Here is a 20,262-nt window from a genome sequence, read left to right as displayed (position 1 = left end):
TTTGGATAAAATTTGACCCATTTTTTTAATGAACTATAGTTATAAAGGCACTAAAAAACATAAGAGCCGGAGATTCCGTCTAAGGATTAGATTATGGATAATCAACTCATTGTAAAAAAAGAAGTTTCTGCTGCAATTCCCTCAAAATATGGTTCTTTTGAACTTTCACTATTTACTACGAATCAAGATGATAAGGAACATCTTTTGCTCACATTTGGAGCAGTGAACAATGCAGATGATATTTTAGTGCGAATTCATTCAGAATGTATGACTGGCGATATTCTGGGTTCTTTACGTTGTGATTGCGGAGAACAACTGCAAATGAGCATGAGTCAAATTGCTATTGAAGGCCGCGGCATCATTATTTACCTCCGACAAGAAGGAAGAGGAATCGGCTTAATTAACAAATTGCATACTTACAATTTGCAGGATCAAGGAAAAGACACCGTCGACGCCAATCTCGCGCTAGGTCATGAAGAAGATGAGCGCTCTTATGAGGTGGCTGCTCATATTTTAAAAGAATTACAGATTAAATCGCTGAGATTGCTTACTAATAATCCCCAAAAAATAGAAGCGCTTAATCAGTATCATTTGAATGTTACTTCAAGAGTTCCTATAAAAGGTTCTGTTCACCCTCAGAATGCTTTTTATTTGTTAACTAAAAAACAAAAAATGAATCATTTTTTTGAAGAGAATGATCTGAAAGAATTGTATGAAAAATGCTCCTCTTTTTTTAAAAAAAGAAAACCTGTAGTGACCTTGGCTTACGCACAAAGCCTGGATGGGTCTATTTCATTTCACCGAAAAAAAAGGCTCATGCTCAGTTCTCAAGAATCGCTGGTAATGACCCATAAATTACGTTCCGAAAATGATGCAATATTGGTTGGAGTAGGTACAGTTATTGCGGATGATCCTCTTCTCACCGTGCGCCACTATAAAGGAAAAAATCCACAAGTCGTCATTTTAGACAGTAAGCTCCGCACTCCTTTAACTGCGCGAATTTTAAAAAATTCCAATCCCCCTATCATTTTTACAACAAATCAAGCCAATCCTGAAAAACAAAAATTACTTACAGAAATGAACACTAAAATTGTTGTAGTGGATTCAACTGCAGATGGTTGTATTGATCTAAAGCAAACTTTGGAGAAATTATTTATTTTTGGTATTAAAACAGTAATGGTTGAAGGAGGAAGAGCCATTATTACTAATTTCATTAATGAAAATCATGTGGATAAGGTAATCATTACTGTGGCTCCGATTTTTGTCGGCGGAGTTTCTGTTCTATCAAAAGAAATTAAGGAAAACCCGGGATTTCCTCAATTAAAAAATGTACTTCAGTATAAACTAGGCAAAGATATTATCATCATGGCAGATATAGAAAGGAATCTAACTTGAAAAATCATGTGCTCTATTTTAATCAACCCAAGCAAGTATCTGTCTTAGAAGAATCTATTCCAAGGCCGAAAACGGATGAAGTGTTGATTCAAAATATTATTTCAGGAATAAGCTCAGGTACAGAAATGCTTTTCTATCGCGGATTAATGCCAACGGAACTATGCCTGGATGAAACAATTCCTTCGCTGAAACAGAAACTGAATTACCCATTCAAATACGGTTACTGTTCTATTGGGAAAGTAATTGAAACAGGTAATAGACAATTAAATCATTTATTAAATCAATGGGTCTTTGTATTTAACCCACATGAAAGTTATTTTTGCGCAAAGGAAACACAAATTATTGTGTTACCGGAGCACATATCTCCTTATGATGCATTATTTATACCCAATATGGAAACAGCAATAAACCTGGTATTAGATGGTTCTCCTTTAATCGGAGAGAATGTACTTATTTTGGGACTTGGAATCGTAGGCCTTCTTACTACTGCTTTATTGCACCAATTTCCATTAACCAGTCTTCTTGGGATTGATTTACATGCAAAAAGAAGAAGCCTATGTATGGAATTAGGAGCCAAACATACTTTTGATGCCTCCCAAACGGATCTTCATGTGCAAGTGACCAATTACCTTAAAAATGTAAAATCAAACACGATCGATCTTATTTATGAATTGACAGGTAATCCTGATGCACTCAATAGCGCCATTTCATTTGCGGCATATGAAGGACGCATCGTTCTGGGCTCTTGGTATGGAAGAAAACCATGTGCTATTGATTTAGGAGGTCGTTTCCATCGAAATCGAATTAAAGTCATTGCAAGTCAAGTCAGTACGATTGCCTCTGAACTACAAGGAAGATGGACAAAAGTTCGCCGATTTGAAGTTGTTTTTAAAATGTTAGAGAAAATAAAGCCAGAACGGTTCATTTCTCATAAATTTCATATTACTGATGCGCATAAAGCCTATCAATTATTGGATTCTAATCCACATGATACTTTATTTATCACTTTAACCTATGGGGAGTAAATGATGCATCATTTAATGCTAAGAAAAAATTTCATTGCACAACATTTTTTGATTGGGAAAGATTTTGGAGCAGAAAATTTAAGACACTCCCACCACTATAGTTTTGAACTGGAAATTGAAAATACAAAGCTTGATCAGTTCAATTTTCTGATTGATATTGTTGAAGTCAGAGCGCACATCGAGCATTTAATATCTTATTTTCAGGATAAGATATTAAATGATCTTCCTGAATTTAAAAACCAAAATCCGAGCCTCGAACTTTTTTCTAAAATTCTCTGGCAAAAATTTAATAATCACATTGAACTCCCAATTGACAGTCAAATCACAATTAGATTGTGGGAAGATGATATTGCTCAAGCCAGTTATAGAGAACCTAAATGCGCGTAGGATTAATTCTTTATGGCTCTATCACTACCACTACCGGTGGCTATATTTATGATTATAAGCTCGTTGAATACTTACGTTCACAAGGTGTCACCGTTAAGATTTTTTCGCAAAAGAAAAAGAATTTTTGGGGATTAATCGGCAATAATTTTTCGAAAAAACTAATCCACGAAATTATTGAATTTTCTCCTGATGTTCTTTTACAAGATGAAATGAATTTTAATTCATTATTTATTCTAAATAAAAAACTAAAAGAAATAGGAAATTTTCCAATTATAAGCATTGTTCATCTTTTACAGGCAAATGCATTGCAAAATTCTTTGATGAAATGGCTCACTAAAAAAATAGAGAGTGTCTACCTTAAATCGGTAAACGGTTTTATTTTCAATAGCATTTCCACAGAAAAATCCATTTTGAAAATTATTGGAAAAAACCATAACTCATTGATCGCCTATCCTGGTAAAGATCGCCTGCAACTGGATATTCTAAGGGATACCATCCAATTTAAATGCCAAAATAATAAGCTCATGATTATTTTTATTGGCAATCTTTTGTATAACAAGGGGCTGCATGTCCTACTCCAGGCTTTATCACAAATAGATTATAACTCTTGGCAATTATCTATTGTTGGCGATCTTGATTTTGATTTGAGATATACACGAAAAATATTCAAGATGATTACTTATTTAAAACTAGAGGACAATATAAAAGTTCATGGCTTACTTGATATTGAAAATTTAAAAAAAGAACTCCTTTCACAGCATGTACTCATTGTTCCTTCTTATTTCGAAAGCTACGGAATTGTTTATACGGAAGCAATGGGAGCGGGAATTCCAGTCATTGCAACAAATGCTGGCGGTGTGCCTGAGATTGTAAATGATGCAATTAACGGGTTCTTAATCACTCCTGGTGACAGTACCATGCTAAGGGAGTACATTATAAAATTAATTAAAAATCGAGAGTTATTACAAGAGATGAGTTTTTCTTCACTTGCTGCTTATCACAATTTCCCCTCATGGGACGAAACCATGACCAAAGTGCATGCATTTTTAAATCAAAATAATCAAGTGGACGCAATAACAAAAAGACAACGGTGATTACTAGTGAAGTAGTCACAAACTTAAAAAACAGTTTACTGTTATATAATTTCCCCTACGTGCCGCGCTTTATGCCTAAGAGTTCCTCAAAATTTAACCAGGAAAATAAGTATTCTAAGTCTACAGGGATGACGGTAATGTAGCCTGGGTGCAGGCGAAGCCCTGAGTGATCCTCTCATTTTTGAATCGCTAAAAAAAAGATGCAAGCGATGGAAACTTTTGATCTAATAAGAGTTCCTACACAATCATTAGATAAGAAACCATGCTTGCAGATGTATTTTGTCACAACTTTATTACTAAATCACTTTCTTGGATGCATACTAAGACAAGAAAAAGCCTAATCAGCGAAGTTAGAAGTTTATTAAAGCCCCAAACCTACTTAAGTTTGAGTAGTATTGGAAGGAATTTGCCTGGAAAGGCAAAAGTAAAACATAAAATAAATATGTGTTGGCGCTTTTTATCTCATAAAAAACTTTCTCAAAGCCAAGTTGCCATTTATAAAAGCCTTTTCAAGGACATTCTCAGGGGATTAAACGAGTTATTAATCGCAGTAGACTGGACGGGTTGTTGTCGCTCAGATACTCATATGCTCCGTGCAAGCTTAGTGCACGAAGGCCGCTCCATTCCCATTTATAATGAAATCCACTCACAGCAAGATTTAGCAAAAGAAGAAATACATAGCCAGTTTTTAATTCACTTAAAAGAGATTTTACCGGAAGGAAAGAAAATTATTATTATCACAGATGCAGGTTTCAAAACACCTTGGTTTACTCGTGTTAATCAACTCGGTTGGTATTTTCTTGGAAGAGTAAGCGGTACGATAAACTATCGTCTGAATACCGACAAAAAATGGAGCCCTATAGAAAAGTTACATTCTGGCATTGCATATGGAGAAACCCATTATTTTGGCATCGGTAAATTGGGACAAGATTCCAAAACACGAGCACACGTTTTATTTACAGCCTATTGGGGTGAAAAAAAGGGACGTAAAAATCCCAAGCCCAAATATCCCGATGTTGAAAAAAGATATTCTAAAATGTATTCCGAACCTTGGATTTTGGTATCCAATCTTCATCAAGACCTCTCTTTGGATGTAGAAAATAAACAAGAGACAGTAGCTATTTTGGTTCGGGAATTATATAGCAAAAGAATGCAGATTGAACAAAACTTCAGAGATGATAAGAGTGAGCGCCTGGGGTTCGGTTGGCGGGTTAGCAGGACAAAAGATAAGAACAAAATGAACCTTTTAATACTCATTACTACCATAGCTACTCTAATCCTTTGGATGATTGGATTTGCAGCAGAAAAAAAGAAAATACACTATCACTTTCAAGCAAATACTATACGTACTCATCGAGTGCTTTCTTTCCTCTATTTAGCGAAACAGCTTATTAACAATGGATTGAAGTGCTTAAAAATACGAAAGTTTGACCGTATCATCGCTTGGTTTCAATTAGAATATAATGAAAACTCCCCTTTGGCTCTGTTTGCAAAAGGGAATTTAAAAAAATGAGAGGATCACTCAGAGCGAAGCTGCCTCATGATTTCTTTAAAGACCGATGTTTTGGATTTTGGTGAATGGCTTTCTATAGTGGCTAACACATGAATATCTTATAATAATTAATCACTTTGATTACTATATTTACTAAATAACACTCAAAATGACCTTCAAGAGAGCATATTGTCTATGATCTTTCATAATACTATGTTAAAATTTACCTATTCTAAACTCACGTACCTAAAATTAAAGTGCCTACTAACTCTGAAAAACACCCGAAGTCACTCCGTATTTTTTTTGCAACTGAAATGTGGGAACGATATGGTTTTTATGTAGTTCAATCTCTTTTAGCACTTTATTTAGCCTTGCATTTCAAATGGCCTGATAAGCAAATCTATGCATTAGTTGGCTCATTTACTGCCCTGACCTACCTTTCTCCTGTAGTAGGAGGATGGATTGCTGATAAATTAATAGGTCAAAAACGCGCTGTTTTACTCGGCGCAGTGGTACTCTTTGTGAGCTATTGTATCTTGTCATTAGTTGATAATACTACGGCACTTACAGCATCTCTTGCAGCAATCGCCGTAGGAACTGGACTATTGAAGCCGAACATTTCATCACTTTTAGGAAATGAATATCTTACGGGCTCTGCTCGTCGCGAGAGTGGTTTTACTATTTTTTATATGGGAATTACTACAGGTATTATTTTAGGTACTACCCTGCCAAGTATTTTAAATGAGCATTTTGGTTGGGTAGCCTCCTTCACCAGTGCTGCAATTGGCATGATCATAGCCTTCCTTGTTTTTTTACAAGGCATCAAAAAATATAACATTAAAGACTACAATCCTTTTGTTTTTCAATATAAAAAAATCATCACAGCCATTCTGTTAATGATATTTCTGTGGTCTTTATCGTTTTATATTTTAAATTCACCTCAATTAGCGAATCTTATATTTGGACTTGTTGTATTATTCTCAGCTGGTTATATTTTATATTCAGTCAGTGGAGAAGATGCCAATCAATCACGTCAAACCCTAGTGATTGGTTTATTGTGCATCATATCAGTAGTATTCTGGTCTTTCTATTTTCAAATGTTTATGTCGTTGACTTTGTTTATTTCTCGAGTTGTTGAGCCAACATTTTGTGGTATTCATTTCCCTGCACCTTATTATGTAACAATTCAAAGCGTAGGAATGCTGATTATTGGTTACTTTCTCGCGAAGAAAAACCCTAAACTCAGCCTAGCCGAGCGCGGACTAAGTATTGGGAAAAAATTTCTACTTGCCATATTTATTACCACAACAGCTTATGCTGTTATTGCCTTAGTCAGCAACTTCACTGACAAGAATGCGTTACTCTCACCGCTTTTAATCATACCAGCTTATTTAATGTTTTCATTAGCTGAACTCCTATTATCTCCAGTTGGATTATCTGCAATTACACTTCTTGCTGACAAGAACAAAGTGAGCACACTAATGGGTATCTTTTTTGTTTCTCTGGGGATCGGTGGATTTTTATCAGGTAAACTGGCTTCATTAACAGCAATTCCTTCGGGTGAAACAAATATTGCAGTATTAAAAACCCTTTATGCTGCAGCATTCACTCAACAGTTAGGAATACTGTTTATTGCTGCTCTATGCTGCCTGGTCTTATTTGCAGTAATCAAATTCTTATTAACTCATCATTCAGCTGATTCACCCTCTTTGGTATTGAAACAAAATGAAGCCTAGGCATCATTTTGTTTCATCTAACTCCAAATATTGAATCCTATAATTCTAATGCAAATAGATAAAAATAAGCTTATTTATTAACCAGGATTTTTTATTAATCAGAGATTTTACCTACAATTGAGTTGCATGTGCGCATTGCAGCCCTTTTTATATATAGCGTCATCCACTAGGCTCTAGACAAGGCGCGAGTGAAGAGAGGTGAAGGAGTGTACTCAAGTACATGACTGGGCCGAACAAGCTTGCAACGATGTACCGAACATAGTGGGTGGCGCTATAGGAAAAATACTGTTATCATTCAGCGCTTTTTTATAAATAATTAGTCTAATTTATGTCAGATCAAAACCCAATGTTAACTAAACTGTTGCAGTTGCTTGATGACAATCAAGCTATTGATGTCAAAGTAATTGATGTTCGAAAACAAACGACCATTACTGATTATATGATTATTGCTTCAGGACGTTCTTCTCGGCATGTAAAAGCAATTTCACAAAAAATAATGGAAGATATGAAATCCACAGGCTCTCCTGCTATGAATTGTACGGGGTTGGAAACTGGCGACTGGGTTCTTATTGACTTTAGCGACTTTATCATACACGTCATGCAGCCTGAATACAGACAATATTATAATCTGGAAGGTCTATGGGATGAGCCGCTCCAAAATTAAATATGTTTATTAAACTGTTATGTTAAAAATCACCATCATTACTTTAGGCAATAAAATGCCCGACTGGGTTAACCAAGGGTCTAACGAGTATGCCAAACGATTAAATGATGGTGTGCAACTTAAACTCATTGAAATACCATTGATTCGCCGTGGTAAAGCATCCGACTTACTGCGAATATTAGAAAAAGAGTCTGCACTTATCCGAGATGCATTACCCAATAATGCACGAATTATTGCTCTGGATATTGAAGGTAAAGCATTTAGCAGCGAAGAATTGGCTCTTAAAATCTCTCAATTGCAACAAATACACAGTCATCTCTGCCTTATAATCGGCGGCCCTGAAGGCCTATCTCAAGAAATCCTTAAATTATGTGATGAACGGTGGTCTTTATCAAAGCTTACCCTTCCTCACCCTCTTGTACGCATTATCTTGTTGGAAACCTTATATAGAGCCTGGTCTATTATTAACAATCATCCTTATCATAAGTAATGATTTAAGCAGTTCTATAAAAGCTATAGTAAACAATCTGATTTTAAGTTACCATGCACGTTTTTGAGTCCAGCTAACTGACTGTGCGTCAATGAGTCGAAATCAATCTTTTAAAAATTACCGACCAGAATCCCAGCAACAACTTTTTAGAATTAATCTGCTGGTGGCGTTCCTTATTATTTTATCTTTAATCCTTGTTTTAAGACTTGCATTTTTACAAATTTCCGAATTTAAAAAGTATCAAACCCTATCTTTAAAAAATCAAATGAGTGTTATTCCCATTGCTCCACCAAGAGGAGTAATTCTTGATAGGAACGGCGTATTGCTTGCAGAAAATATCCCTGTTTACGTTCTGGAAATTATTCCTGAACATGTTAAAAACATGGATCAAACATTAGTTGAATTACAAAAATTAATTCCATCAATTACAGAAGAAGATATCAAGAATTTCAAACGTACCCGAAAGCAAAACCGCTCTTTTGTACCCATACCTGTTAAATTAAAATTAACTCAAGAGGAGGTGGCACTTTTTGCCATCAATCAATACCATTTTCCCGGCGTCAGTATTAAAGCGCGTTTGATGCGCCATTATCCCTTAAGTGAGATAACAGCTCATGTTCTGGGTTATGTTGGTCGAATCAATGTTGAAGAATTAAGAGCAGTAGACCCAACCAATTATCGTGCTACAAACTTTATTGGCAAAGCAGGTGTTGAGAAATATTACGAGGATGTGCTTCATGGCAAGGTCGGATACCAAATGGTAGAAACCGACGTCAGTGGGCGCACTCTAAGAGTTGTTGATAAAATTAATCCTCATTCAGGAGCAAAGCTTTATTTAAGCATTGATATCAGACTCCAACAAGCAGCTTATGAAGCACTCAAAGACAAACGAGGCGCAGTGGTTGTAATTAACTCTAAGAATGGTGAAATCTTAGCCATGGTAAGTTCTCCAAGTTTTGATCCCAATATTTTTGTCGGTGGTGTGAGTGCTAAAGAATACAAAAAATTGTCAAATACCTTACAAAGACCGTTATTTAATCGAGCGGTACGCGGTGTATACCCTCCTGCATCAACAATTAAACCATTTGTTGGTCTAGCAGGTTTAGATAAAGGGTTTATCACTACTGCAACAACTATTTATGATCCTGGTCGATATAAGCTCCCTACTGCCAGCCACATCTATAGAGATTGGAAAAAAACAGGCCATGGAATGATTAACTTTAAAAGAGCGATCACTGTTTCCTGTGATACCTATTTTTATCAACTAGGAAATAAAATGGGTATTTCCAATATTGAGGATATGCTCGTAAAATTTGGTTTGGGCCATTTAAGCCATATCGACCTTTATGAAGAGGCTGCGGGCATTGTACCTAGCTTACGATGGAAAAAACAAACTAAGGGAGTTTCTTGGTATCCTGGCGATACTTTAATTACCTCTATAGGACAAGGTTTTATGCTTGCTACACCATTACAAATGGCAAATGCCACAGCTTCATTAAGTCAACATGGACAGCGATTTAGACCTCATTTATTAACGAAAACTGTAAACAGTGACAGTGGTGAGATAAAACGATACAAACCTGTTGAGGAATATCCAATCTACCTTAGAGACGAAGCAAACTGGGATATTGTCGCAGAGGCAATGCACAATGTTTTAACCAGTAATGAGGGAACAGGTTATCGATTTGGACGCAACCCGCCTTATCCAGTTGCTGGAAAAACGGGTACAGCACAAGTATTTAGCGGCAGACAATATGAAAAAGTAAAATATGAAGACATCCCCGAAGCATTACGGGACAACTCATTGTTCATTGCTTTTACTCCAGTTGACGAGCCTGAAATTGCACTGGCAGTTGTTGTAGAGAACGATGTTGCTGCCTCCACAGTTGCACGTAAAGTGCTTGATACATACTATCAACTTTATCCGATGAAAGCTCATGAACAGACGACACACTAAACCCGTTTATCGGTTTACCAAAAAATCACTCCATTTGGATTTTCCCTTACTGGGATTACTACTCGTATTGATTTGCTTTGGTCTTTTGATTTTATACAGCGCCTCCAATGCGAACACGAGTATGATCTTGCGCCAATCAATGAGGCTCATTTTTGCATCACTCGTTATGATTGTACTCGGTTTTATTCCTCCTCATAAATATAAAATATGGACTCCGTGGATATATAGCGTGGGATTAACTTTATTAATTGCCGTAATGCTCATGGGAAAAATTGGGAAAGGAGCCCAGCGCTGGCTTGAGTTGGGTTTATTTCGCTTTCAACCCTCTGAAATCATGAAACTGGCCGTCCCTATGATGGCGGCATGGTATTTTGACCGACAAACTCGACCTAGCAGCTTTAAATCCCTTGTTGTTGCAGGACTCATTATCTGCGTTCCCGCGTTGCTTATTGCAAAACAACCCGATTTGGGGACCGCAATTATGGTGGCCGCAGCAGGACTATGTGTTGTATTTTTAGCTGGAATTCGTTTTAAAGTTATTTTGTTGCTCATACTTCTAATAGGCTCTGCCATTCCAGTGGTCTGGCATGTAATGCATGATTATCAAAAACAACGTGTTTATATGCTGCTTGATCCAGAGCAAGATCCGCTTGGAGCAGGATATCATATTATCCAGTCCAAGATTGCCATTGGCTCAGGCGGGCTTGCTGGAAAAGGATGGCTACAAGGAAGTCAATCTCATCTTAACTTCTTGCCCGAACATGCTACTGACTTTATCTTTGCAGTAACCAGCGAAGAGTTTGGCTTCGCAGGTGGATTTGCCATTATTGCTCTTATTGTTTTGACTTCTTTGCGCAGCCTGAACATCGCATCCAATGCTCAAACGACATACACTCGCCTCTTAGCCGCAAGTCTTGCTATGTCATTTTTTATGTCCGGTTTTGTCAATATTGGGATGGTTATGGGCATCATTCCAGTTGTAGGCATTCCCTTGCCTTTAGTCAGCTATGGAGGTACTGCAATGGTTACCTTTTTAGCGAGCTTCGGGATCTTGATGTCCATTAGTTCACATAAAATTTTATTCAATAGCCTACGTTGATTGAATGCAGTACATAGTAATGAGATTACACGTTTTTTATAACTTATCTGCCAACCCGGGTTACGCTGCGCTTCACCCAGGCTACACATTAAAAAAATGCTGCTACTTTTTCGAAGCTTCGACGATGAATGCTGCATGGGCCAAGTCGATTTAATGCTTCTCGATGTGCTACTGTTGCATATCCTTTATGGTCTGCAAACCCATACCCAGGATAAAGTGCATCAAGCGCTACCATTTCTGCATCTCGAAAAACTTTTGCAAGAATTGACGCGGCGCTAATTTCAGGGATTAAACTATCACCTTGCACAATTGCCTTACAAGGAATACTCAGTTTCGGTATATATTTGCCATCAACTAATACGTGATGTGGCTTGATTGGCAAAGCCTCAACTGCACGTTGCATAGCCAGTAAAGTTGCATGATGGATATTTAAGACATCAATTTCATCTACTTCAGCCCTGCCATATGCATAAGCAATAGCCTGCTCTTTTATTTGCACGGATAACAATTCGCGTTTTTTCGCGCTTAATTTTTTTGAGTCAGCAAGACCTTCTATAGGGGCTTCTAAAATAACGGCTGCAGTTACCACTGCTCCTGCCAAAGGACCACGTCCTACTTCATCTACGCCAGCTATAAGCATATTATTCTTCTCATTCTTTTATCAGTATAGTCATTGGACATTAACGCTGGCTAATAATACTCTTTTAAAATTGATTTATCATCCAAGAAATGCGATCATGCGCACAAATAATTGACATATGAAGATAATGAGTAAAATTCGCTGTGCGGTCATTGGTGTAGGTTATTTAGGTAAATTTCATGCACAAAAATATCAACTTCTTCCAAATGCAGAGTTAGTTGGGATTTGCGACCTGAATCAAAACCTATTGGAAGCGGCATCACTGGAATTGCATGTTCCCGGCTATAACGACTACCATGACTTATTTGGCAAAGTTGATGCAGTGAGTATTGCTGCAACAACGAACCAGCATTTTGAAATCGCCAAAGCTTTTTTAGAGCATGGTATCCATGTTTTAATTGAAAAACCAATTACTGAAACAGTAGCTCAAGCAAAAGAATTAATTCAACTTGCCGAAAAACACCATGCAAAAATACAAGTTGGACATCTTGAGCGTTTTAATTCAGCACGATTGGCTTTGGATGAATATTTGGAAATACCGTTATTTATTGAATCAGAACGTTTAGCTCCATTTAAACCACGTGGCGCCGACGTTAATGTGATTCTCGACATCATGATCCATGATATTGATTTAATTCAAAATATGGTTAAAAGTCCAATCGTCTCAATTCTTGCGCAAGGCACACCAGTAGTTACCAAAGCAATTGATATAGCCAATGCGCGTATTACATTTGCCAATCAGTGCGTTGCTAATATTACAGCCAGTCGAGTCAGTTTTAAATCAGAGCGCAAAACAAGGATATTTCAAAAGAGTTCTTATCTTTCAATTGACTATCAGAACAAAAAGCTTGCTGTATTTAAAAAAGGAACTGGTGAAATGTTTCCTGGAATTCCTGATATTGTTCGAGAGGAAAAAGAGTATGAGCAAGGTGATGCATTATTTGAAGAAATAAAATCATTCATCAAATGCATCCAAGAAGACAGTAGCCCACTTGTAACTGGCGAAGATGGTCTTCATGCACTTGATGTTGCAGAAACAATAACGTCGCTTATCCAGAATAACTTAATTGAACGTCATGCAAAAATCTAAACGCATTGTTATTATAGCAGGCGAGGAATCAGGCGACGTCCATGCTGCGGTTTTGATTCGCCAATTAAAAGCTACCTATTCTAATATTGAAATTAGTGGAATTGGCGGCAAACACATGCAGGAAGCTGGAGCTCAAATAATTTCAGATTTAGCTCGATTTGGTGTCACAGGACTTACAGCAGTTATTCGCAATCTTAATGTAATTCGCAAAGCATTTTCAGCAATTAAAAAACATTTAAAACAGCAAAAACCGGATCTACTCATTTTAGTAGATTACCCAGGTTTTAATTTAAGACTGGCAAAATATGCAAAGCAAGAATTAGGGATTAAGATTCTATATTACATCAGCCCACAAATTTGGGCATGGAAAGCAAATCGCATTCATCTTATCAAAAAATGCATTGACCAAATGGCCGTTATTTTGCCTTTTGAAAAAAATATATATGAGAAAGCTCAAGTTCCAGTAAGTTTTGTTGGTCATCCTTTAGTAGAAAAAATAGCATCTTTTGATGACCGCCAATCACAACGCAAAGTTCTGGGTCTTCCTGAGGAGGCAAACATTTTTGCTCTTCTTCCCGGAAGTCGCGCTAACGAAATAAAATATCATATGCCTGTGTTGCGTGACACCGCTCTAATTTTGCAGCAACGTTATCCCAATTTGCATTTTGTAATTCCCATTGCAGATACAATTAATCCAGAAAAGATCAAACATTATTTTTCTAACCTCAATTTACCTATAAGCTTTGTACAAGGGCATGCAGTACACTGTATGGCTGCCGCAAATTTTGTTATCGTTGCTTCAGGAACTGCCTCTCTTGAGTGTGCTTTATTAGAAAAACCGATGTGTATTATTTACAGATCTTCTTTTCTTTCCTATGTACTGGCAATGAGATTTATCAGAGTCAAATTTTTTGGTTTATGCAATCTTTTAGCGAATAGAATGATTGTCCCAGAGTTTTTACAATACGATTGCAATGCTCATGAATTAACTCGTTATGTTGATCTTTTTTACAATGATCCAACTCAACCTACGAAAATGATTTCCCATTTAAATAAGGTAAAAAATTCATTGTCTTCAGAAAAATCCGATCGCTCACTATTTAATCTTGTGGCTAATGAATTGCTCGAAAAAAATGCATAGTTTTCTCTTAAAAATATAGAATATCAATTATCCTTCATGTACAATTAATTTTGCTTTCATTTTGAATGTTAGCAATTGGAATGTATATGATTTAATTAATAATAAGGAAGTTAAGATGACTGTCATTGAAACACCTGAAGCTACATTAAGCATAACCAAACAAGACCAAGGTCTGCAAGATTTAGTCTATAGTTTAGTTACTCGTTTTCTCGCTGAAAATAAAAGCAAAAGCATCGATGATCTTTACGATATGATATTATCTGAGGTTGAGCCTCCATTACTTCAAGCAGTAATGGAAAAACGTCGTGGCAATCAACTGCAAGCTGCTAAGATGCTAGGCATTAGCCGCGGCACCATTAGAAAGAAACTCCAAAGATATTTTGGAACTAAATATTTTCGTTTAACTGACGAATAATTAAATTTTAAAAATTCGTAAATTATATAGTACATCTAATAAAGGCTCGATATTCGAGCCTTTTTTTATGCATAAACACAAACCGGCTTTTAAGGATAATATGTGATGAAAAAAATAATGTACCTCACGCCGTTAATAGGCCTTCTAATCACCTCCTGTGTGACTGACAAACCCGATGTAATTGCAGACGACGCAGGAAATTTACATTACACCACTCCCTATCAAGATGATACACGAGGTCGCAACGTATTTCCCATGAAGCGTGATGTCCAAGGCAAAAAGCTTTTTATTTTTGACCCCAAGGTCTATGCATGGGCAGCTTATGACGCTCAAGGTAATAGAGTGATGACAGGCAGTGCTTCTGGAGGAATGAATTATTGTGATGATATTCATGAATCGTGCCGCACAGTTGTCGGTACCTACCATGTATTCAATAAAAAAGGAGCTGACTGTAAGTCGAATGAGTACCCTATTGCTCGCGATGGTCATGTCGTGGGAGGCGCCAAAATGCCTTATTGCATGCATTTCCATGATGGTTATGCGATACATGCTGCTTATGAAGTACCTAAATCAAATAGCAGTCATGGCTGTATTCGTGTTTTGCCCGGGGCAGCAAAATGGCTTAATGAACATTTTATTGATGTAGGAACAACAGTATTAGTTCTTCCATATGCATAAAGCACAAGGCATAAACCCTATTTAGTCCTGGAAAAATAACACGATCCTTTTCCAGGACTTTTTAAAAATAAAGCTTATTATTTCGCTTAGGCACTTATATAAAATGCATGCTACATATTTACAGGAGAATTCAAGTGTCGCTATCAACATTAAATATTGACCTTTTAGTTGAACAAATAACGGATAAATTCATTGAACGTTCTAACTACTCTACTTTGCGCAACTCATGTATTCTTCTATCACCAATTTCTTTTGTAAGCAGCGAAATTAAGGAACAACTATCTCGTATTCTTCAGATTGATCAACAAGAGTCAACATCTGATTTAACAGCAGCGGCCTGTAACAAACAATACCAATATGATTTAGATGAGCAAAAATTTGATCTACAAGAATCAGAAAATGATTCTCTTTCGGCAGCTGACTTAGAATTTCAATTGCAACTCCTGCGTGAGATAACACGATCTAGTGAGACAGAGTTACAAAGACATCAAGAAAATATTCATCGCCTTCAAGTCCGCATAAAAACTATTGATGAACTTATTTTAGTCGCCCATAAAAAAGACGAAGAAACTCATCATCACTCTCATCCAGAGCAAGTGGATCCTCCTTCAAAAACCACTCATAATCATCCTCATCCGGAAACAATCGAGCAACACGATGATAAACACCATACTCACTCAGATGTTGCTCCGTATTTAAAAACAACCCATAGCCATCCAAATACAACACTACATGGACACCCAGAAACAGACTTAGAGCGTGAGAAAAATATTCTTACAAAAGAACTAAGTTCATTCCAAAGAGGCTTAAAGAGTGAACAATCACATCATCAAGCTCTGATTGAAAATCAAAATAAAATAAACAAACAACTTTTGGATTTACCCGAAAAAGCAAAACGAAGACAGATACGCGCTGCGGCACGATATAACAGAGCAAGAGCACGTTTGGCAGGTGATCCTACTTTATCGCAGCTCTCTGAAGAAAACTATAATTTACTGAAAGAAGCTATTGAGGCAAAGCACAAAAAACTGCATCAAAAACAAGAACAATTGATGCAGCGAGCTATTGAGATAAGCTATCAAACTTATCTTACACGGCTTGAAATTTATTTGCAATCAATGCCCAATTTAAGTTATCAGGAAAATGAAGCATTAAAACAAATAATTCAATTCGTGCGTGAGTATCTTTCAATCAAAGCTGAAGAACAAAAAATAAGATTAGCGCGAAATAACGTTTTTCTTGAGAAGAAAAAAATAATAGAGGATAAGTCGCAAAAAGAAAAAAAAGTGGAACGATTTAAAGAATCAAATCCGCGGCTAGCATCACAAAATATAAATTTAGGAAAGGAAGATGAACAATTAGAAATCGCCATCTTGGAGCGTGGGAACTATAGGAGTACCCTTCTTAAATTAGGATTACTCTTCCTTTTTTTGACTGTCGGGGGTGCTGGTACTGGAGTAGCTGTAGCGGGAGGCATTCTTGCAGTAACACCTCTGTTTATGGCTCCAGCTGCAGTACTTGCTTTTATTACGCTAAGTCTGTTTATTGCTGCATTGGTTTACACCATTATGAACAGTATGGATAGCAATCAATTAAGCAAAAACAAAACCACAATAAAAGATAATATTGCAACGATTGCCCAGCAAAATGGTGAAATGATGTCACTTGAAAATGAAATACTGCCTGGGCTAGCAAATAAAATAAGTGAGGCTGAACTTAATCTGAGTATGCTTGATAAACGCATCGAGAGGTTATACCAACAGGCTGAATTGAAATTAAACACAGCAAAACAGGTAACCGTGCGCTATCCAAGCAGTCAAATACCCTTTATTGGACAAGCTCCTCAACATACCTCTCAAGATGTATATCAAGATTCAAGTATCCCGTCAGCCCCATTCATGGATGACTCCCTTGAAGGGAGTACGATCTTCCGTATAGTGTAGCCTGGGTGCAGCGCAGCGGAACCCGGGTTTTGCTGCGCTGCACCCAGGCTACAATGAACGATTAAACTGCAGATGAAACCAATAATTTATTAATTCGATTTACAAAATCTGCGGGATTATCCAATTGACCGCCTTCGGCTAAAACTGCTTGTTCAAACAACATGGTGACCCATAATTCAAATAAATCATCATCTTGAATATCATGCAAATGTTTAATTAACTGATGTTCAGGATTTATTTCAAATACAGGTTTGCTCATAGGAACCTGCTGACCAGCAGCTTGCAAAATACGTTGCATTTCTAATCCCATATCTTGCTCATCTGCAACAATACAAGCAGGTGAATCAGTCAGTCTGTTTGTTACCATTACATCCTTAACGCGTGTATCTAAAACACTCTTAATATGTTTTAGCAAAGGCTCAAGAGTTTTTTCTTGTTCTTTGATTTGCTCAGGTGACTCATCGCCTAACTCCACCTTTCCTTTCGAAATGGACTGAAGTTTCTTTCCAGCATATTCACTTAAATAACCAACTAGCCATTCATCCACTTTATCGCTAAGCAACAATACTTCAATTCCTTTTTTTCTAAAAATTTCTAGGTGAGGACTGTTTTTAGCTGCATTATAACTGGACGCAGTGATGTAATAAATTTTGTCCTGTCCTTCTTGCATACGACTGACGTACTCATCCAAAGTTGCTTCTTGTTTCTCGGAACCCGTTACCGTTGTTGCAAAACGTAGCAATTTGGCAATAGCCTCTTTATTGGTAAAGTCTTCAATTGGCCCTTCTTTTAAAACCAATCCAAACTCATTCCAAAACTTTTGATAGGTTTCCTTATCTTGAGTACTCATTTTTTCAAGCATAGCTAAAACACGTTTTGTGCATGCTGAACGAATGCTCTCTACTTGTTTGTTGTCTTGCAAAATTTCACGCGATACATTAAGCGGTAAATCACTCGCATCAACAATACCTTTTACAAAGCGCAAATAGCGAGGTAAAAATTGAGTTGCATCGTCCATAATAAAAACACGTTTAACATAAAGTTTTAAACCATGTTTGACTTCATGTTGCCACAAATCAAACGGTGCGTGCGCTGGGATATAAAGCAAAGAAATATAATCATGCTTTCCTTCAACATGGTTGTGTGACCAAATGAGCGGCTCTTGAAAGTCATGAGAAATATGCTTATAAAGTTGCTTGTACTCTTCGTCAGTAATATCTGATTTTTGCATTGTCCATAAAGCAGTTGCCTTATTTACAGTTTCATCTTCGTTTGATTCTTTATCATCCTGAGACATTTTTTTCATAATGATTGGCCAGCAAATATGATCTGAATATTTACTGACAATACTGCGCAGACGCCAATTGCTGAGAAACTCATCATTCTCGTCTTTAATATGTAAAGTGATTTCAGTACCACGAGTTGCTTTATTTTCAGAACCAATGGTAAATTCCCCTTCACCATTAGATTCCCAAATAATTCCTTCTTCAGGCTTCATCCCCGCACGTCGACTTTTAACAGTTACCTTATCAGCAACAATAAATGCTGAGTAAAAGCCCACGCCAAATTGTCCAATTAACTGAGAGTCTTTTGCGCTTTCCCCAGTTAAATGACTCATGAATTCTTTAGTACCCGATTTCGCAATTGTACCTAAATTCTCAACTGCCTCATCCCAACTTAAGCCAATACCATTATCTTTAATCGTTATTGTTTTTAACTTCTCATTAATATCAATAGTAATTCTTAAATCAGAATCATTTTCGTACAATGCACCGTTTGATAAAGCTAAGAACCTTAATTTATCCAACGCATCAGAAGCATTGGAAATTAACTCGCGTAAAAATATTTCCTTGTTGCTATACAGTGAATGCACTACCAAATGCAACATCTGCTTTACTTCTGTTTGAAAGCCCATGGTTTGTTGCTTACTTGACATTTACCTAATCTCCTATGACACTTTTTCTTAATGATGTAGGTCATATAGGGTTTGATTTGATAAATTTCAAGGGGGAAGAATGAAATTTACTATACAAATTATTCGTAATCAAACCCAGGCATCGTTAAGGTCCCTCCGGAATGAATAATGAGTACATTACCTTTCAATTGTTCGGTTTTGATGTATCTCCTTGACTCATAAAATAGCTTTGCTGCATAAATGGGATCAGCCAAAATCCCCTCTTCTCGTGCCAAACGTTTTATTTCATTTTTAATGGTTTGATTCACTGAGCCAAAAGCCTTGGCTGTAGTAGGATAAAAACAAAGAAAATTCTGGGGAATTAGTTCAATCCATTGCTTTAGTTTATTTCGAAATATTATTTCATCATCAGCCAACAACAATACATAAACCCGAGCAGAATGATTCAATCGGCTCAGCCCTTTTATGAGTGCAGCAGCAGAAAAGCCTGTTCCCGAGTCAATAAAGATATGTTGAAATGTATATCCCAATGATTGCTCATTTAAAATAATATCCTCTGCAAGGGTTAACGCGCCGTTCATTGCTTGAGGAACACTTGCTCCTTCCTGTAAAACAAATCCAGGCTCATTTAATGTCAGTAGATAATGATTTGCCTGTTCATTTACTTTTGACCAGGCGTTACGGGGAACCCAGACAATTTCCCGTTCCGCAAGAAATAATCGGCTTAATTTATAATTCCCATGCAGCTCCAATTGCCAAGACTGTATCAAGAAAGCAGTTACTTTCAGTTTAAATTCACGCGCTAATTGTAATGCAGCAAGTAAATTGTTGGATTGAGGTCCAGCAATAATAATTAAGTGTTGTATTCCTTGCTCAATCAAAAAAGGAAAAAGACTGGCATACTTACGTAATTTTGAACCACTGATGCCACAACCTAATTCGTCATCTCTTTTAGCATAACAATGAACCTCTTGATCAGGAAATTGATTTAAACGATGTACTCGACTGGATAAGTTCCACATAGATTCACTATTTCGTAGCCTGGGTGAAGCGTAGCGTAACCCGGGTTTTATAAAAAATCATTTTTCCCGGGTTTCGCTA

Annotated in this window: 18 protein-coding genes; 15 read left to right on the top strand and 3 right to left on the bottom strand. The window is 36.9% G+C overall.

What is annotated here, in order from left to right; genetic code table 11:
* Positions 1 to 93 precede the first annotated feature (93 nt).
* The 10 genes from ribA to rodA all read left to right on the top strand — a co-directional run bounded on the left by ribA (position 94) and on the right by rodA (position 11,339).
* Positions 94 to 1,395 carry a GTP cyclohydrolase II gene (gene ribA / locus Lani_RS10260; protein WP_019234806.1) on the top strand — a complete coding sequence of 434 codons (1,302 nt, stop codon included), beginning with the start codon at positions 94 to 96 and terminating at the stop codon, positions 1,393 to 1,395.
* Positions 1,392 to 2,420 (top strand): zinc-dependent alcohol dehydrogenase, encoded by a 1,029-nt coding sequence (locus Lani_RS10255; RefSeq protein WP_019234805.1) that lies wholly within the window; start codon positions 1,392 to 1,394, stop codon positions 2,418 to 2,420. The genes ribA and Lani_RS10255 overlap by 4 nt, the downstream gene beginning before the upstream one ends.
* Positions 2,421 to 2,807, top strand: a complete 387-nt coding sequence (locus Lani_RS10250) for a 6-pyruvoyl trahydropterin synthase family protein (RefSeq protein ID WP_019234804.1) — start codon at positions 2,421 to 2,423, stop codon at positions 2,805 to 2,807.
* A complete protein-coding gene (locus Lani_RS10245) occupies positions 2,798 to 3,901 on the top strand; it encodes a glycosyltransferase family 4 protein (protein WP_019234803.1) in 1,104 nt (367 codons plus the stop codon). Before Lani_RS10250 ends, Lani_RS10245 begins: the two co-directional genes overlap by 10 nt.
* A gap of 262 nt (positions 3,902 to 4,163) precedes the next feature.
* The gene (locus Lani_RS10240) at positions 4,164 to 5,414 is read left to right on the top strand and encodes an IS4 family transposase (protein ID WP_019232517.1); all 1,251 of its coding nucleotides are present in this window, start codon (positions 4,164 to 4,166) and stop codon (positions 5,412 to 5,414) included.
* Positions 5,415 to 5,650: 236 nt separating this feature from the next.
* Positions 5,651 to 7,129 (top strand): peptide MFS transporter, encoded by a 1,479-nt coding sequence (locus Lani_RS10235; RefSeq protein ID WP_081595138.1) that lies wholly within the window; start codon positions 5,651 to 5,653, stop codon positions 7,127 to 7,129.
* Between the two features lie 328 nt (positions 7,130 to 7,457).
* Positions 7,458 to 7,793: a ribosome silencing factor gene (rsfS, locus tag Lani_RS10230; RefSeq protein ID WP_040521892.1), complete on the top strand. Its 336-nt coding sequence runs from the start codon at positions 7,458 to 7,460 to the stop codon at positions 7,791 to 7,793.
* Positions 7,794 to 7,812: 19 nt separating this feature from the next.
* On the top strand, positions 7,813 to 8,283 hold the full coding sequence (rlmH, locus tag Lani_RS10225; protein WP_019232143.1) for a 23S rRNA (pseudouridine(1915)-N(3))-methyltransferase RlmH: 471 nt from the start codon (positions 7,813 to 7,815) through the stop codon (positions 8,281 to 8,283).
* A gap of 91 nt (positions 8,284 to 8,374) precedes the next feature.
* A complete protein-coding gene (gene mrdA, locus Lani_RS10220; protein WP_019232142.1) occupies positions 8,375 to 10,240 on the top strand; it encodes a penicillin-binding protein 2 in 1,866 nt (621 codons plus the stop codon).
* The gene (gene rodA, locus Lani_RS10215; RefSeq protein WP_019232141.1) at positions 10,221 to 11,339 is read left to right on the top strand and encodes a rod shape-determining protein RodA; all 1,119 of its coding nucleotides are present in this window, start codon (positions 10,221 to 10,223) and stop codon (positions 11,337 to 11,339) included. The genes mrdA and rodA overlap by 20 nt, the downstream gene beginning before the upstream one ends.
* Before the next feature lie 88 nt (positions 11,340 to 11,427).
* Here the strand turns inward: rodA and rnhB are convergent, their stop codons facing one another.
* Positions 11,428 to 11,979 (bottom strand): ribonuclease HII, encoded by a 552-nt coding sequence (rnhB, locus tag Lani_RS10210; RefSeq protein WP_019232140.1) that lies wholly within the window; start codon positions 11,977 to 11,979, stop codon positions 11,428 to 11,430.
* A 127-nt stretch (positions 11,980 to 12,106) separates the two neighbouring features.
* Here rnhB and Lani_RS10205 point away from each other — a divergent pair, with 127 nt between their 5' ends.
* The 5 genes from Lani_RS10205 to Lani_RS10185 all read left to right on the top strand — a co-directional run bounded on the left by Lani_RS10205 (position 12,107) and on the right by Lani_RS10185 (position 17,246).
* A complete protein-coding gene (locus Lani_RS10205; RefSeq protein ID WP_019232139.1) occupies positions 12,107 to 13,069 on the top strand; it encodes a Gfo/Idh/MocA family protein in 963 nt (320 codons plus the stop codon).
* Entirely contained in the window at positions 13,056 to 14,210 is a 1,155-nt protein-coding gene (lpxB, locus tag Lani_RS10200) for a lipid-A-disaccharide synthase (protein ID WP_019232138.1), read from the top strand. Before Lani_RS10205 ends, lpxB begins: the two co-directional genes overlap by 14 nt.
* A 115-nt stretch (positions 14,211 to 14,325) precedes the next feature.
* A complete protein-coding gene (locus tag Lani_RS10195; RefSeq protein WP_019232137.1) occupies positions 14,326 to 14,625 on the top strand; it encodes a helix-turn-helix domain-containing protein in 300 nt (99 codons plus the stop codon).
* A gap of 105 nt (positions 14,626 to 14,730) precedes the next feature.
* Positions 14,731 to 15,303 carry a L,D-transpeptidase gene (locus Lani_RS10190; protein ID WP_019232136.1) on the top strand — a complete coding sequence of 191 codons (573 nt, stop codon included), beginning with the start codon at positions 14,731 to 14,733 and terminating at the stop codon, positions 15,301 to 15,303.
* 134 nt (positions 15,304 to 15,437) lie between these two features.
* Entirely contained in the window at positions 15,438 to 17,246 is a 1,809-nt protein-coding gene (locus Lani_RS10185; RefSeq protein WP_058388530.1) for a hypothetical protein, read from the top strand.
* 61 nt (positions 17,247 to 17,307) lie between these two features.
* On the opposite strand, the gene htpG is transcribed toward Lani_RS10185, so the two are convergent.
* Positions 17,308 to 19,182 carry a molecular chaperone HtpG gene (gene htpG / locus Lani_RS10180; RefSeq protein WP_019232135.1) on the bottom strand — a complete coding sequence of 625 codons (1,875 nt, stop codon included), beginning with the start codon at positions 19,180 to 19,182 and terminating at the stop codon, positions 17,308 to 17,310.
* A 98-nt stretch (positions 19,183 to 19,280) separates the two neighbouring features.
* Positions 19,281 to 20,183 (bottom strand): pyridoxal-phosphate dependent enzyme, encoded by a 903-nt coding sequence (locus Lani_RS10175; protein ID WP_019232134.1) that lies wholly within the window; start codon positions 20,181 to 20,183, stop codon positions 19,281 to 19,283.
* Between the last annotated feature and the right edge of the window lie 79 nt (positions 20,184 to 20,262).

It is taken from the genome of Legionella anisa (assembly GCF_001467525.1).
In the GTDB taxonomy this organism is placed as follows: domain Bacteria; phylum Pseudomonadota; class Gammaproteobacteria; order Legionellales; family Legionellaceae; genus Legionella; species Legionella anisa.
This window is presented reverse-complemented; position numbering and strand designations above follow the sequence as displayed.

Bases quoted from the DNA above. Each gene is read 5' to 3' on its own strand.
- Lani_RS10245 (WP_019234803.1), top strand. From the start codon at position 2,798: ATGCGCGTAGGATTAATTCTTTATGGCTCTATCACTACCACTACCGGT.
- Lani_RS10175 (WP_019232134.1), bottom strand. From the start codon at position 20,183: ATGTGGAACTTATCCAGTCGAGTACATCGTTTAAATCAATTTCCTGAT.
- htpG (WP_019232135.1), bottom strand. From the start codon at position 19,182: ATGTCAAGTAAGCAACAAACCATGGGCTTTCAAACAGAAGTAAAGCAG.
- ribA (WP_019234806.1), top strand. From the start codon at position 94: ATGGATAATCAACTCATTGTAAAAAAAGAAGTTTCTGCTGCAATTCCC.
- Lani_RS10205 (WP_019232139.1), top strand. From the start codon at position 12,107: ATGAGTAAAATTCGCTGTGCGGTCATTGGTGTAGGTTATTTAGGTAAA.
- rsfS (WP_040521892.1), top strand. From the start codon at position 7,458: ATGTCAGATCAAAACCCAATGTTAACTAAACTGTTGCAGTTGCTTGAT.
- rodA (WP_019232141.1), top strand. From the start codon at position 10,221: ATGAACAGACGACACACTAAACCCGTTTATCGGTTTACCAAAAAATCA.
- Lani_RS10250 (WP_019234804.1), top strand. From the start codon at position 2,421: ATGATGCATCATTTAATGCTAAGAAAAAATTTCATTGCACAACATTTT.
- Lani_RS10240 (WP_019232517.1), top strand. From the start codon at position 4,164: ATGCTTGCAGATGTATTTTGTCACAACTTTATTACTAAATCACTTTCT.
- mrdA (WP_019232142.1), top strand. From the start codon at position 8,375: ATGAGTCGAAATCAATCTTTTAAAAATTACCGACCAGAATCCCAGCAA.
- rlmH (WP_019232143.1), top strand. From the start codon at position 7,813: ATGTTAAAAATCACCATCATTACTTTAGGCAATAAAATGCCCGACTGG.
- Lani_RS10190 (WP_019232136.1), top strand. From the start codon at position 14,731: ATGAAAAAAATAATGTACCTCACGCCGTTAATAGGCCTTCTAATCACC.
- rnhB (WP_019232140.1), bottom strand. From the start codon at position 11,979: ATGCTTATAGCTGGCGTAGATGAAGTAGGACGTGGTCCTTTGGCAGGA.
- lpxB (WP_019232138.1), top strand. From the start codon at position 13,056: ATGCAAAAATCTAAACGCATTGTTATTATAGCAGGCGAGGAATCAGGC.
- Lani_RS10195 (WP_019232137.1), top strand. From the start codon at position 14,326: ATGACTGTCATTGAAACACCTGAAGCTACATTAAGCATAACCAAACAA.